This is a genomic window from Nocardia testacea NBRC 100365 (genome assembly GCF_000308775.1).
Taxonomy (GTDB): domain Bacteria; phylum Actinomycetota; class Actinomycetes; order Mycobacteriales; family Mycobacteriaceae; genus Nocardia; species Nocardia testacea.
The window spans coordinates 17,017-30,525 of sequence record NZ_BAGJ01000088.1; the positions used below are offsets into that span (position 1 = coordinate 17,017).

Annotated in this window: 14 protein-coding genes; 5 read left to right on the forward strand and 9 right to left on the reverse strand. The window is 70.7% G+C overall.

Annotation, left to right across the window (positions count from 1 at the left end; translation table 11 throughout):
* The first annotated feature begins 28 nt into the window (after positions 1-28).
* The gene (locus ON38_RS11760) at positions 29-460 is read left to right on the forward strand and encodes a chromate resistance protein ChrB domain-containing protein (RefSeq protein ID WP_039824782.1); all 432 of its coding nucleotides are present in this window, start codon (positions 29-31) and stop codon (positions 458-460) included.
* A gap of 215 nt (positions 461-675) precedes the next feature.
* On the opposite strand, the gene ON38_RS11765 is transcribed toward ON38_RS11760, so the two are convergent.
* The 4 genes from ON38_RS11765 to ON38_RS11780 form a co-directional block, all read right to left on the reverse strand.
* Positions 676-1,011 (reverse strand): DUF4333 domain-containing protein, encoded by a 336-nt coding sequence (locus ON38_RS11765; protein WP_083872557.1) that lies wholly within the window; start codon positions 1,009-1,011, stop codon positions 676-678.
* A gap of 437 nt (positions 1,012-1,448) precedes the next feature.
* Positions 1,449-2,357 carry a polysaccharide deacetylase family protein gene (locus tag ON38_RS11770; RefSeq protein WP_039824786.1) on the reverse strand — a complete coding sequence of 303 codons (909 nt, stop codon included), beginning with the start codon at positions 2,355-2,357 and terminating at the stop codon, positions 1,449-1,451.
* Complete coding sequence (locus tag ON38_RS11775) at positions 2,354-3,106, reverse strand: sensor histidine kinase (protein ID WP_051164630.1); 753 nt, start codon at positions 3,104-3,106, stop codon at positions 2,354-2,356. Before ON38_RS11775 ends, ON38_RS11770 begins: the two co-directional genes overlap by 4 nt.
* A gap of 7 nt (positions 3,107-3,113) precedes the next feature.
* Positions 3,114-4,523, reverse strand: coding sequence for a hypothetical protein (locus tag ON38_RS11780; protein ID WP_039824787.1), 1,410 nt, complete (start codon positions 4,521-4,523; stop codon positions 3,114-3,116).
* 114 nt (positions 4,524-4,637) lie between these two features.
* Here ON38_RS11780 and ON38_RS11785 point away from each other — a divergent pair, with 114 nt between their 5' ends.
* From ON38_RS11785 to ON38_RS11795, 3 genes are all read left to right on the forward strand, one after another.
* Positions 4,638-5,309 carry a glycosyltransferase family 2 protein gene (locus tag ON38_RS11785; protein ID WP_039824788.1) on the forward strand — a complete coding sequence of 224 codons (672 nt, stop codon included), beginning with the start codon at positions 4,638-4,640 and terminating at the stop codon, positions 5,307-5,309.
* Between the two features lie 68 nt (positions 5,310-5,377).
* A complete protein-coding gene (locus ON38_RS11790) occupies positions 5,378-6,025 on the forward strand; it encodes a TIGR04282 family arsenosugar biosynthesis glycosyltransferase (protein WP_039824907.1) in 648 nt (215 codons plus the stop codon).
* A complete protein-coding gene (locus ON38_RS11795; protein ID WP_039824790.1) occupies positions 6,022-6,666 on the forward strand; it encodes a methyltransferase domain-containing protein in 645 nt (214 codons plus the stop codon). The genes ON38_RS11790 and ON38_RS11795 overlap by 4 nt, the downstream gene beginning before the upstream one ends.
* Positions 6,667-6,679: 13 nt before the next feature.
* On the opposite strand, the gene ON38_RS11800 is transcribed toward ON38_RS11795, so the two are convergent.
* The 3 genes from ON38_RS11800 to ON38_RS11810 all read right to left on the reverse strand — a co-directional run bounded on the left by ON38_RS11800 (position 6,680) and on the right by ON38_RS11810 (position 10,734).
* Positions 6,680-7,177 carry a nucleoside deaminase gene (locus tag ON38_RS11800; RefSeq protein WP_039824792.1) on the reverse strand — a complete coding sequence of 166 codons (498 nt, stop codon included), beginning with the start codon at positions 7,175-7,177 and terminating at the stop codon, positions 6,680-6,682.
* A gap of 74 nt (positions 7,178-7,251) precedes the next feature.
* A complete protein-coding gene (locus tag ON38_RS11805; protein ID WP_051164631.1) occupies positions 7,252-9,039 on the reverse strand; it encodes a cutinase family protein in 1,788 nt (595 codons plus the stop codon).
* 102 nt (positions 9,040-9,141) lie between these two features.
* Positions 9,142-10,734, reverse strand: a complete 1,593-nt coding sequence (locus ON38_RS11810; protein ID WP_083872558.1) for a putative glycoside hydrolase — start codon at positions 10,732-10,734, stop codon at positions 9,142-9,144.
* Between the two features lie 119 nt (positions 10,735-10,853).
* On the opposite strand from ON38_RS11810, the gene ON38_RS11815 reads away from it, so the two are divergent.
* A complete protein-coding gene (locus ON38_RS11815; RefSeq protein WP_039824793.1) occupies positions 10,854-11,870 on the forward strand; it encodes a polysaccharide deacetylase family protein in 1,017 nt (338 codons plus the stop codon).
* 175 nt (positions 11,871-12,045) lie between these two features.
* On the opposite strand, the gene ON38_RS11820 is transcribed toward ON38_RS11815, so the two are convergent.
* Both ON38_RS11820 and ON38_RS11825 read right to left on the reverse strand, forming a co-directional pair.
* The gene (locus ON38_RS11820; RefSeq protein WP_083872560.1) at positions 12,046-12,981 is read right to left on the reverse strand and encodes an aldo/keto reductase family oxidoreductase; all 936 of its coding nucleotides are present in this window, start codon (positions 12,979-12,981) and stop codon (positions 12,046-12,048) included.
* A 258-nt stretch (positions 12,982-13,239) separates the two neighbouring features.
* The gene (locus ON38_RS11825) at positions 13,240-13,437 is read right to left on the reverse strand and encodes a DUF8691 family protein (RefSeq protein ID WP_030519143.1); all 198 of its coding nucleotides are present in this window, start codon (positions 13,435-13,437) and stop codon (positions 13,240-13,242) included.
* Positions 13,438-13,509: the final 72 nt, after the last annotated feature.

Genomic DNA, 13,509 nt, shown 5'->3' on the forward strand with positions numbered 1-13,509 from the left:
ACCCCGACCACGTCACCGAGGAGTCCGCATGAAATGGGCCACCCGCGCCGGTATCCACATCGACCGCGCCGCCTGCGCCTGGTTGATCCGTCGTGAGATCGACCCGGAAGCGGAGTTCGTGTTCGTCACCGACCCGGCCGAGGTACCGGCGGAGGCGACACCGTTCGATATGCGCGGGGTCGACCTCGGCCACCACGGTGGGGACTGCAGCTTCGAAACGATCCTGCGCCGCCACGATCTCACCGACCCGGTGCTGTGGCGGATCGCCGAGATCGTGCACGAAGCCGATATCGACGACGAACGCTTCGACGCCCCCGAAGCCCCCGGCCTGGACGCCGTGCTGCGCGGGTTGTCGATGATCGGCGACGACACCCACACCCTGGCCGTGTCCGGCCCGATCTTCGACGGCCTCTACGAGTACTACCGCCGTGAAACCCTCCTCGGCCGCGAACCGGCCTGACCAGCTCCTCACCGGCCCCGGATGGGACCGCCCGCCGCGGGCGCCGGGGTTCGAGATCGCCGGGGTGGGGTCGTGCTGCCGCGGGACGACGGTGCTCGATGGGGTGGCCGCCGACGTCCCGCATGCGGGACGCCCGGGCGGGGCCGAACTCGATTCGGAAGTCCCCTGGGCAACTCGGCCCGGCAGTTACCGGATCAACTCGAAATCCTCACCTGTCACAACTTGGTCACCTGGATCTCGCCTTGATCGCTGACTATCTCGACGCGCGCCTTACCGGAATCCAGGTAATCCCATATATCGCAATCGAATTGGTTACCCACGACGACCTGAACGGAACCGGGACAGCTCACCCGGCCCACCGGCTCGTCCCCCACACCTTGCAATCGGTTCGCCACCTGCTGCTCCAGCGCTGCCTGGTCCAGCACCCGTGGCGGTTCGGCCGGGTCGAGCTGGGCGCCCGCCACCTTCACCGTGACCACCACCGCGCACACGGCCACAACGACCGAGGCGGCGGCGGTAACGATCCGGGCAATACTTTGTTGATCAGCCACCCGATATTCCTATCCGCCCCATATCCGGCTGACAAGAACGGAGATGCTGTCATCAGCGCCGGTCGAGCGTTGTCGTTGTTCCACGTGAGCCCGGAGCGCACTACCGCCGGCGCCCGGCTCTGCGACGGCCGCGCCTACGTGGCCGCAGACCAGCGCCTTGTCGATGCCGGCTTGCCGTGCGGCGGCCGCGCGCTCCCGGCCGGGCGGTCGAGACGGCGGTAATCGAGTTCGCCGCCGGCCATGAGGCCGCGGGATTCCACACCGGCCACGGGACGCCAGTTCCCGCCCGGTACCGCTCGATTACCCCTCCGCCTTCCGCCGAACTCAACCGGCACGTCCTGCTCACCCACGACAAGACCTCGTGCGCGAGTTCGCCACCCCGGGCGCCCGTTTCACACAACCCGACCTCTTACCCGGTGTGTTCACGACCGACGTGCTCAGCGGCCGACGAATTCGGGCCGGTCCGGGCGTTCGAACGGGTAGCGGGCGCGGAATTCCCCGGCCGCCTCGGCCATCGTCACGAACTCGACCCCGGCGAAGCCCGCCCAGCGGTCCAGCAGGCGTTCGAGCATCAGCAGTACCTGCGGTCGTCCGGAGACGTCGGGGTGCAGGGTGACCGGGATGACGGCGTAGTCCAGTTCCCGGTACACCCAGTCGAACTGGTCGTTCCACATCTGTTCGATCGCGCGCGGCGCGACGAAGCCGTGGGAGTTGGGATGTGCCTTGATGAACATCATCGGCGGCAGATCGTCGACGTACCAGTTGCCACAGAACTCGACCAGGTCGATCTCGTGCCCGTGTTCGAGCGGTTTCATCCAGTGGGCGGCGGGCCGGGAGGTGTCGACGGGTGTCCAGGTGTCCCCGACGCGGGCGTAGAAGGGCACGAAATCGTTGTAGTTCTGCGAATGGTCGTAGGAGAAGCCGTAGTCGGCGAGGATCGAGGCGGTGTGCTCGCTCATCTCCCACCAGGGTGCGACGTAACCCAGTGGCCGGTGTCCGGAGAGCTGTTCGATGAGTTCCACGCATCTGGACATGACATCTCGCTCCTGCCGGGGCGTGAGCGCGCGCGGATTCTCGTGGCTGTATCCGTGGGCGCCGATCTCGTGTCCTGCCTCGACACACTGGCGGGCCTGCGCGGGAAACGTTTCGAGGGAATGACCCGGCCAGAACCAGGTGGTCCGGATGGCGCGGCGCTCGAACAGCCGCAGCAGGCGCGGCACTCCGACCTCGCCGGCGAACACTCCCCGTTGCATATCGTTGGGCGAATCCTGGCCGCCGTAGGAACCCAGCCAGCCGGCGCAGGAATCGACATCGATGCCGAGTGCCACCTGAATCGTCTTGTTCATCCGAGCGGTTCCTTCCGGTGGTCGGTGTGACGCTGTCCTACGGTCGCGGCCGGGCCCGGTCGGCCGTGTCCCGGGCCCTGGTCGTCGGTGGCGACGGGCAGTGCCGCGGCGGGCCGGCCCGCAGGAGAACCGATTTCGGCGTGGTCGGCGGTGGCGCGATGGGCGGCGTAGATCTCGTCGACGAGTTCGCGCAGGTCCAGCGGTTCGAGGTCGAGGCGCAGGGCGCCGGCCGAGATCTTCGACATCTCGAACAGATCGTCCACCATCCGGGACAGCCGCCGGGTCTCCCGGTCGATCCGCTCGGCGTACCGGACGATATCGGCCGGGTCGGCCACCGCCGGGTCGCCGAGGGCCTCGGTCATGGTGCGAATTCCGGCGAGCGGGGTCCGCAGATCGTGGCTCACCCAGGCCACCAGTTCGCGCCGCGACCGTTCGGCGGCGTGTTCCTGTTCGCGCAGCCGCCTCTCCCGCGACCTCTTCCGGGACTGTTCCCGGCCCAGCAGCACGGCGGCCGGAACGGTGACCACGGCGACCAGCACGAGAACGAGGACGATGCACCGGAACTCGGCGGTGACCGCCGGTCCGCCCACCCCGGTCAGCGCGACCGGCGCGGCCAGGATCGGGATGAGCACCAGGACCGTGGTGCACGCCGTGAGCGAACGATCGCGCAGGGCGCGCAGGACCAGGGCGCCCGCCGTCACCACCGGCAGCGCGCAGGCCACGGTGTAGCCGATGATCTCGATGCGCATGGATGCCTCACCAATTCGTCAGCAGCAGATGGACGAGCAGCAGGGCCCCGGTCGCCTGCACGGCGAGCCAGGGGCGACGATGTCCGCGCGGCAGGAACGCCGTCGCCGCGAGCAGCCACATATCGAACGGCAACCAGATCCGTTCGGTCTCCGCCTTGCTCAACCCGCTGAGGTCGGCGGCGGCGACAGCGCAGACTGCGGCGGCGACCAGCAGCGCGGCCGGATCGAGCGTCCGCAGCCGGGACGGCGCCAGCGCCCGCGTCAGGGCCGCCGCCGTCGCGAGTCCGACGGCGCAGACCGTGGCGGCGAGATTGCCCCACCACCAGTACCCGTACGGGCGAGTGGCGGCGATCCCCTGGTAGTAGCGCTCGACCACCAGGTGGTAGCCGTCGAGCCACCAGAATCCGGCGGCCGTGAAGCCGGCCACCACGACCAGCGTGCCCAGCACGGCGTGCAGCAGCGGCCGGACCGTACGGCCCGCGAGCAGCACCGCGACGGCGAAAAATCCCATCAGGATCAGGCCGTAGTTCAGGTAGATCCCGCAGCCGAAAAGCACTCCGGCCGCGAACGCGACGGGTATCGCGGTCCGGTGGCTCACAGAAGGGTCGGGCGGCCGGCCGGTTGTGGGCTCCGGCCGGGTGGTTCGGCGGGCGGCTCGCGCGCCCGTGGCGACGGCCAGCAGCGCCACCGCCCATGCGGTGACTCCGGCGAAGAGCGCGTCGGCCGAGACCGCGACCCAGATGGCCGCCGGCGCGAGCACCAGGAACGGCAGTGCCCGCCGCGCGTGGTCCTCGGCGCCCAGGGCGCGCAACGCGACCGCCACCGCGATCGGGGCGCTGGATCCCGCCAGGACACAGACGATTCCCGCCCACGTGGATCCGCCCAGGCCCATCCGGTCCAACAGGACGAAGAACAGCAGCGCTCCGGGCGGATGACCCGAGACGTGCGTGGTCCAGGAATCCGGTCGGCCGTCGACGATCCGGTCGGCGAACGAGGCGACCGTCGCCGGGATATCGGTGACCGCGGGCACCTCGGCGAGGTACTCGTGGCCGTCGGCGAGCCGGGCGGTGAAACCCCGCCGCCACCCGTCGACCAGGGTGAGGGCGAATGCCCACACCACCGCCGTGAGATATCCGGCGGTGAGCAGCCGGCGCCAGGGGAGCCGGTCGGCCGTCGCCGGACCCCGGATGACCACGGCCGCCGCCAGGGCCAGTGCCGGAAGGGTGCCCCAGCCGATATGTGGCGACCAGTGGCCGAAAATGGGCGCGGCGGCGGCGAACAGACTGCGCCGCCAGGATTCGCCGGCCAGTTGCGGAACCGTGAACGCGACCGCTACCAGCAACGCCGCGCCGGCGGCGCCGATAAGCTCGCCCCGGAACCGGGTGCGGGGTTCGGTGATCTCGATCAGCTCCGGCACAGAGGCCACCCTAGGCCGGTGCGGCCCCGTGGCAGCGCATTCACCAGGAAATTCGGACACGACGTCATGGTTTTGTCACGGGATTTCCACCCCGCCGGGCTTAGCGTTGCACCCATGCCGACAGAGCACCGCGAACCGGCCGGTATCACGGTGGTGATCCCGTGCCGCAACGAAGCCGAGGCGTTGCCGGCGGTCCTGGCCGCGCTACCGGACGGATATCGGCCGATCGTGGTCGACAACGGGTCGACCGACGGCACCGCCGCCGTCGCGGCCGGATACGGCGCCCGTGTGATCACCGAACCGCGTCCCGGGTACGGGGCCGCGGTACAGGCCGGTATCGCCGCGGCCCGTACCGAACTGGTCGCCGTCCTCGACGGCGACGGATCGATGGACCCCGGGGAGCTACCCCGGCTGGTAGCCGAGATCCGCGCCGGCGCCGACCTCGCGGTGGGCCGCCGTCGCCCGGTGCGCGGCGGGGTCTGGCCGTGGCACACCCGGCTCGGTAATCGTGTCGTCGCCCGCCGGTTGCGGCGGCGCTACGGCCTGCCGGTGCACGATATCGGGGCCATGCGGGTCGCGGGCCGGGAACGGCTGGAATCGCTGGGCCGGCTGCACGATCGCTTCGGATATCCGCTGGAACTGCTGATACGCGCCGCCGCTGCGCAGTGGGACGTGCGCGAGGTCGATATCAGCTACCGGGCGCGTGCCGGCGGCCGGTCGAAGATTTCCGGGACGGCGCGGGGATCACTGCGCGCCACCCGTGATTTCCTGGCGGTCCTGCGGTGAGCGGGGCCTCCGCGCCGGGCACCGGTGCCCGCCCCGGAACTGCGCCGATACCGGTGGCATTGCTGGTGATGGCCAAGGCACCGGTCGCCGGATACGCCAAGACCAGGCTCACCCCGCCGTTGACGCCGGCGCAGGCCGCCCGGCTGGCGGCCGCCGCGCTGCTGGACACACTCGATGCGGTGAGCGCCTGCCCGGTCACCCACCGGGTGGTCGCGTTCACCGGCGACCTGGACGCCGCGCAGTCCGGCGAGGAGATCGCGCGGCGGCTGGCCGATTTCGAGGTGGTCCCCCAGCGCGGTTCGGGTTTCGCGGTGCGGCTGGCCAACGCCCACGCCGATACCGCGCGGGCAGGACTGCCGGTATTGCAGATCGGGATGGATACGCCGCAACTCGGCGCGCGGGTGCTCACCGACGCGGCTCGTACCCTGGTCGCCGGGGCCGACGCGCTGCTCGGGCCCGCCACCGATGGTGGCTGGTGGGGCCTGGGGTTGTCCGATCCGCGGGCCGCTCGGCTCCTCGCGGACGTGCCCATGTCCACCGCGGCCACCGGCGATCGCACCCGGGGCGTATTGCGCGCGCACGGATATCGGGTCGGGATGCTGCCGGCCCTCACCGATGTCGACCACTACGCCGATGCCGTGCGAGTCGCCGCGGGCTGTTCCGGGCGGTTCGCGGCGGCGGTGGCGGCGCTCGGCGCGCCCCGGACCGTCCGGTGATCGGCCGGTTCGATCCGGCCCTGACCGGCCGCGACTGCTGGATCCGGTCCGCCGACGGCGACCGCACCCGGCTGCCGACCCGTCGCTGGCTCGGCGGTGCCCGGATCAGCGCGGCCGATCGGCAGGTGGATTCGGCCCTGGTCGGATGCTGTGACGGGCCGACGGTCGATCTGGGGTGCGGACCGGGGCGGCTGGTGGCGGCGCTGTGCCGCCGCGGTGTCATCGCGCTCGGCGTCGATATCTCGCCCACCGCGGTCGCGGTCACCCGTCACCGGGGCGCCCCGGCCGTGGCACGCGATATCTTCGGGCCGCTGCCCGGGGATGGCCGCTGGCACTACGCGCTGTTGGCCGACGGGAACATCGGCATCGGTGGTGACCCGCGCCGGGTGCTGCGCCGTATCGGCGGGCTGCTCCGTCCGGGCGGTCTGGCCGTTGTCGAATTCTCCGGCCCCGGAACAGGTATCGGTGTCCGGCAGATCCGGCTGGAAACCCGCACCGAGGCCGGTGACTGGTTTCCCTGGGCGGAGGCGGGGATCGAGCACGCCGCCGGGCTGGCGGGGGAGACCGGGTTCGACCTGCTCACCACGGCCGATATCTCAGGACGTCATATCGCCTGGTTGCGCAGCGGCGCGCGCCGGTGAGCCGGATGGTGGATCACGGCGCGGCGGACTCTTCCGGCGCGAAACACCGCTGATAGAGAGCGCGCATCCGCGTCTCGAACTCGGGTGCCGGTCCCTCGGCGACCACACCGGGGGCGACCTGCGTGATCGGCAGGGCGGCCACCGGTGCGGCGGGAGCGCCCCATTCGCGCAACCATCCGGCGAGCTGACCGCTCGACGTGGCGAAGACGATACGGCCGAGGCCGACCCAGCCGTGCGCCGCCGAACACATCGGGCAGTGTTCGCCCGAGGTATACACCGTGGCGGCCGCGCGGTCGGCCGGATCGAGGTGGGCGGCCGCCCAACGGCAGATCTCGAATTCCGGGTGCCGGGTGTGGTCGCCGCCGGCCACGCGGTTGCGGTCCTCGAACAGCACCTCGCCGGTCGCGGTGACCAGCAGTGAGCCGAACGGCTGGTCCCCGGCGTCCAGCGCCTCGCCGGCGAGTTCGACACAGCGGCGCAGGTACTCCACATCGGGCGCGGAAATCGTCATGGAGCCCATCCTCGCCGATAGGGGTTCGGCACGGTGGTAGCGGTGCGCCGGACACGGGGTGTCCGGCGCACGCGTCAGGGTGTCGGTGCGCCCGCGGCGGTGGTGGTCTGCTGCGGGGTCGTGCTCGGCCGGGGTGTCTCCGAGCTGCTGTTCACCGCGACCTGCGGGGGTGTGGGACGGGTGGCCACCGGCGGAGTCGTCACTTCCGGAGTGGCCACGACGGTGCCCGGCTCCGTCGCCTCCGGCGTGGTGCCCGGCTGCTCCGTGGTGGTCTCGGTGGTCGTCGGCGCCGTGGTCGTCGGCGCCGTGGTCGTGGGATCGGTCGTGGTCGCCGGGCCGGTCGTGGTCGGGGTACCGGTCGCCGGCTGCGTGGTCACCGGGGTGGTGCCGCTCGTCGTCGGCACGGCCGTGGTGCCGGTGGCCGCTCCGCCGGTCGTGGGTTCGGTCGTGGTCTCCGCCGCCGCCCGGTAGGCGTCGTCGAGGTCTTCGGCGGTCGGGGCCGACTTCGTGTCCACCGGTTCGCCGGCCTGCGCCTGCTTCGCCAGATGGGTGAGCCAGGCCGCCGCGTACTCGGCGGAGGTGAGCGTTTTGCCGTTACCGGGGTCGGCGTCACGCCAGTAATCGAAGTGGTGACCGGTGGCGTTGGGGCCGAGGGTGAGATTGTAGGGGTCGGACAGGATCACCGGGATGGTGTTCTGGTTGGTGACGATCAGGCCGACGATCTCGTTGAGGACCTTCTGCGGCAGGTAGGCCAGCGGGGACATCTGATCGGTCGAGATGGCGTCCGCCGGCGCCGGCGTGGTGGTCTTGCCGGGTTCGTAGGCGGGATCCGAGACCCGCAGCAACACCTCGAGGAAGGTTTCGTCACTGGCCATCCAGTTGGGCTGCGACTGGATATCGGCCAGTGCCAGCAGCGCGACCCGGCTGAGGACCACCGCGACATCCTGCCCGGTGGCGGGCGTGAGGCCTTCCCGTTCGAGGGCGTCGACGTTCATCTGCCGCGCCACATTGACCACCAGTTGCAGCAGCGCGATATTATCCGGCGCCGCGCAGGTGAGGTCGCCGTCGGAGCAGAAGGAGGCGATCTTGCCGTTCAGCGCGCCGAAATCGCCGCTGGTCCCGGCCACCGCACCCCGACCGGGGACCGGGGTGCCGCCGTTCTGGTAGAGCTGATCGAAATTGTCCGGGTTGCCGTACGGGTTCTCGGCGCCGGGGAACGGCCCGTCGCCGGCCGAACGGCCGGAGTCGGCGAGGATGACCACACCGGTGACCTTGCCGGGGTCGACGATCGCGTAGCCGCCGTCCTGCTGCTCCTGGTGACCGATCTCCATCGCCACTCGCCGCACCACATCGGCGCCTTCGCTGTACCCGACGATCGCGAACTCCGTGTCCGGGCATGCCTGGGCGATCTCCCGCATCACCTGCTGGGTATTGGCGACTCCGGTGGTGACGGCGTCCTCGTAGGTGGCCATGTTCGCGGGGTAGGCGATGTAGACGGCGGCATACGAACCCGCGTCCACATCATCGGCCGGGGCGTTGACCACCGGGTCGACCCATTCGCTGCTGTGATCGCCCGACAGCGCGGCGGGCAGCGGGTTGCCGTTCGCGTCCACCAGCAGTTTCGTGGTGCCCTCGGCCGGTGTGTCGCCGCGTCCCGCGACCGAGATGGTGACCATATCGTGGCACTCGGTGACCGACGCCTTCAGCTGTGTATCGGCGTGCTGGGCCGGTGCGGTCACCGAGTAGGCCGCGGCCACCGCCGCCGCCAGGCCGAGACCGGCGGGGGCCGCGATCGCCGCGGCGAGCCGGTGCTGTGCCAGGTAGGTGCGGGCGCGCACCAGGTGATCACTTCGGAAAGCCATGTCCCGAGCTCCATTCGACTGCTGGTAAATGGACGGACAGGCCCCCCGACGGGCCATTGCGTCACCGGAGAAGTCGCGGCCCGGGTGCGCGGCGTTACGGTCTCACTTCGGGTCCAGTGCCCCCTGGTGGTAGCTCACCGACGGGCTCCACAGGAAGAAACTGTCGATCCCCGTCCGGTAGGTCGCATCGATCTGCGCTCTGACCTGGGCGTCTCCATAGTCCGCTCCGAGACTGAAGTCCTGCAGCCACGGGATCACCGTCGCGTTCGTGCCCTTGGTCACGGCCTGGAAGTCACGCAGCGCGGCCGCCACGATGTCGTAGGGCTGGTTGTTCGGATCGGCGACCCCGTACTCCCCGGCGTTCCAGTGCGAGGGATAGATCATCGGCGCCACGAAATCCACCTGCTGCGCGATGAGGGGGATGTCCTGGGCGATCTGGTCGGGCCGGGAGGCGGCGATACCGTAGACCGCCGCGCTGAGATGCGCACCGGCGGTGTGCACCGGTTCCCGGGCCTGCCCCAGGAAGCCGGCGACGGCGCGGGTCGCCGGACCGGTGAGCCCCGGGAATCTCATACTCGACAGACTGCCGTCGGGCCGGCGGACGTAGTCGTACATGACTCCGTCGAAGCCGAGTTCGGCGGCCTCGACAGCGAGCGCGATGTTGTAGGCACGCACCTCGGGATGGGCGAAATTGGTGAACGCGATGGCGCCGTAGTGGCTGGAATAGGGCTGACCGGCCGGATTCTGGACCACCCAGTCGGGCCGCTGATTGTGCCAGGCCCAGCCGGCCAGGGTGGGATCGCGGAAGGCCACGATCCGGCCGACCACCTGCACTCCCATCTCGTGCAGCTGCCGCAGCGCGTCGCGGGCCCGGTAGATCGGAGTGGCGGCGCCGGTGCTGCGGGCCAGCGGGACCTGTGAGTCGTAGCCGACGACGCCGTCCTCGTCCTTGATATCGAGCTGGACCGTATCGATGAGGCCCTGCCTGGCCATGTCCAGCACCGACTCGCGCATCCCGTCGTGCGACCAGGCGTGGGCGGTGACGTGCACCGCCCGCATCCGTGGCAGATCGATACCCGCGGCCGGCGGCCGGCGCGTCTCGTTACCCGCCGCGTCCGCGGCGACCACCGCGGAACCGGAGGGATGGTGGGGCAGCCGGATCTCGAAGCTGCCGTCGGGGCCGGGGGTGACCTGCTGATTGCCGATGGACACGCGCACGGCGTCGGGAGCCCGCCCGCGAACCGTGACGGGGTCGCGGTAGGAGCCCACGGCCGGCGGTGGCGCCAGGTCGAGGGCCGGGGCCGTGGTGTCGACGGTGAACGTCGCCGACACGGCGGGTTCGTCGCGCAACCACCCGAAAGGTCCGCCGACCGGTATCCGAGCCGTGAAGGTGTGCTCGCCGTCGCCCAAGCCCTCCGGTTGGTAGATCACCGAGGTGCCCTCCACGCGGCCGGTGACCGTGCCTCCGTCCACGGCGAGTTCCACCACCCGCGGGTCGTGCCCGGTGGCGTCCACTCGGAGCATGAGGTCGTTCAGGGCGGCGGCGCCGACCGGACCCGGCGGTAGACCGCTCAGCGGTAGGGCGGGAGCGGGTGAACGACCGGCCCCGACACCGACCGCGACCAGCAGGACTGCCAGGACGACACCGAAGGCCGAGACCACCAACCGTTTACGATCGGCGCCCCGGAACCGCATGAGCACAACGCATCAACTCCCACGAACAACTGTCCCGTCAATATGGACAGATCGCGGCCCGCTCAATCTCTTTCCCGGAGACGGGACGTAAATCGTTGTCGGCACGTAACATTCGGGCGATGGTGCGGTTCCCGGGAGCAGTCGTACGGGCGGTCGTGGCGGCGGTGGTGTGCGCGGCGGCCGCTGCCTGCGGGGGAACCCCGGGGGCGCAACCGCAGACCACCCCGGCGGCCGCACAGCCGCCGCCGGTGACCACCCCGCCCTCGCCCGACCCGGCGGCCGTGGGCGCCGACGAACTCGGCGCGGTCCCGATCCTGATGTACCACCAGCTCGCGCCGCGGCCGGGCGGCGAATACGACCAGACGCCCGCCGAGTTCCGCGGCGAACTCGACCGGCTGTACCGGGAGGGATACCGGCCGATCACCGCCGCGCAGTACGCCGCGGGAGCAGTGGACATCCCGGCGGGAACCCATCCCGTGGTGCTCACCTTCGACGACTCCACCACCGGCCAGTTGCGGTTCACCCCGGAGGGCGCGCCCGCGCCGGACTGCGCGGTGGCGGTCCTGGAGGAGTTCGCGGCGCGGCATCCGGACTTCCCCGCTCGCGCCACCTTCTACGTCACCGACGATGCCTTCGGCGGCGATCCGCGCGCCCTGCCGTGGCTGGCCGCCCACGGCTACGAGATCGGCGCGCACACCGCGACCCATCAGGATCTCGGTGCGCTGGACGCCGCGGGCGTGCAACGGGAACTGGCGCAGAACGTGCGGACGATCGGTGCCGCCGCTCCGGGCACCGTGGTGCGCACCATGGCCCTGCCGCTGGGCTCGTCCCCGGCCGACCCCGCGCTCGCCCTCGCCGGGAGCTGGGGCGGCACCGGCTACCGGTTCGAGGCCGCGATGCTGGTCGGTGCGAATCCCGCGCCCTCACCGTTCGGCGCGGTCGACCCGGCCGCGGTCCCGCGGATCCGGTCCGGTCTCGGCCGGGTGCCGTTCGACTCCGCCTACTGGCTAGACGAACTCGCGGCGAATCCAAGCCTTCGCTTCACCTCCGACGGCGACCCGCGGCGGATCTCGTTTCCCCGTGCCGCGGCCGGTGGGCTCGCCCCGCGCTGGGCCGGGCGAGCCGCGCCGTACTGACGGGCGGGGAGCGTACCGCACACGATCGGGTACCCCCGGGCGCAGCGCGGAGTGGGTCGTCGGTGCCTCCTTGGGCCGCAGTGCCTTTCGGCCGCGGGGGTCGGCCGCGGTCGGGAGGCGTGTGCCCTACCGCTCGGCTTCCTGCCGGTCTCGGCGTGTGCTTCCCGGATCACGGTCACAAACCTGTTCGATGTGGCTGTCGTGGCGATTCCGCTCCGCTGCCGGCGTAGTCGTGTCGTTCAGCGCCGATGCTGTTCAGTTCGGCCACGTCGGCATCGGAGAGGATAAGGCCCGCGCCGGTGATGTTCTCACGCAGATGCGCTGCCGACGAGGTGCCGGGGATGAGCAGGATGTTCGGTGCGCGCTGCAGCAACCAGGCCAGCGCGACGGACATCGGTGTGGCGCCCAGTCGGGCGGCGACCTTCGAGAGCGTTTCCGACTGCAGCGGTGTGAAGCCGCCGAGCGGGAAGAACGGCACGTAGGCGATGTCGTCGGCGGCGAGGCGGTCGATGAGGTCGTCGTCGTGACGATGGGCGAGGTTGTACATGTTCTGCACGCAGACGATCGGAGCGATGGCCCGTGCCTCGGCGACCTGTTCCTCGGTGGCGTTGCTGACCCCGAGGTGACGGATCAGGCCCTGCTGCCGGAGTTCGACGAGTGTTTCGAATGCTTCGGCGAGCGGCCCGGGCCGAGGCCCTTCGGCGTCACCCATACGCATGTTGACCAGGTCGAGTACTTCGACACCGAGGCGCCGGAGGTTCTGGTGTACCTGCTTGCGTAGGTCTTCGGGCCGTCGTGCCGGAGGCCAGCCGCCCCGGGAGTCCCGGCCGGCGCCGACCTTGGTGGCGATGAACAGGGGCTCCGGGTAGGGGTGCAGCGCTTCACGGATCAGCTCGTTGGTGATGTACGGCCCATAGGCGTCACTGGTGTCGATGTGTGTGATGCCGAGGTCGACGACCTCGCGCAGCACGGCCAGGGCCTCGTCTCGATCGGCGGGCGGTCCCATGACCCAGGGCCCCGCGAGCTGCATGGCGCCGTAACCGAACCGGGTGATGGTGGTGTCGCCCAGATCCCGGGTACCGCCGGGGAGGGAGGTGGTGGGTGTGTTCACGGAGTGCCTTTCCTCCTGTAGCGGAGGCGCTTCCGGCCTCCCCGCACGATTATCGGAGAGCTACTTCTTCCCGGGGAGTAGGCACTCGAAAGTGCGTAAGCCACCTACAGGTGCGATGTGAGGTGGGCGCCGACGCAGGACTCCGAAACGGCATTCGCTGTTGCCGCGGGAACCGGCTCGGCCGCACCGACACGCCCCGGAATATCGGACCGGCACCCCGTCGGTGCCCGCCGCGCCATCTTCGTGGCCGGCCGGCCCTCAGTCCGGGAGCCGGCGCATCTCCAGCACGGTGAGCCCGAGATTGTCGATCCGGGCCAGGACTGCGCGGACCCCGGTCGGGTCGGTGACAGCTCCCGACAGCACAGTCGTGCCGTGATCGCGATCGCCGTCGAGTTCCGGGAAGGCGGCCAGCGCGCGCTCGGAGAGTTCGCCGTCGATGGTGAACTGGTATCGCATCGCCGTCTCCTGACTTCCGGACCGGTTCGACGGTGGTGCCGTCGCAGCGAATTCGAGTGTGCGCCGGTCACG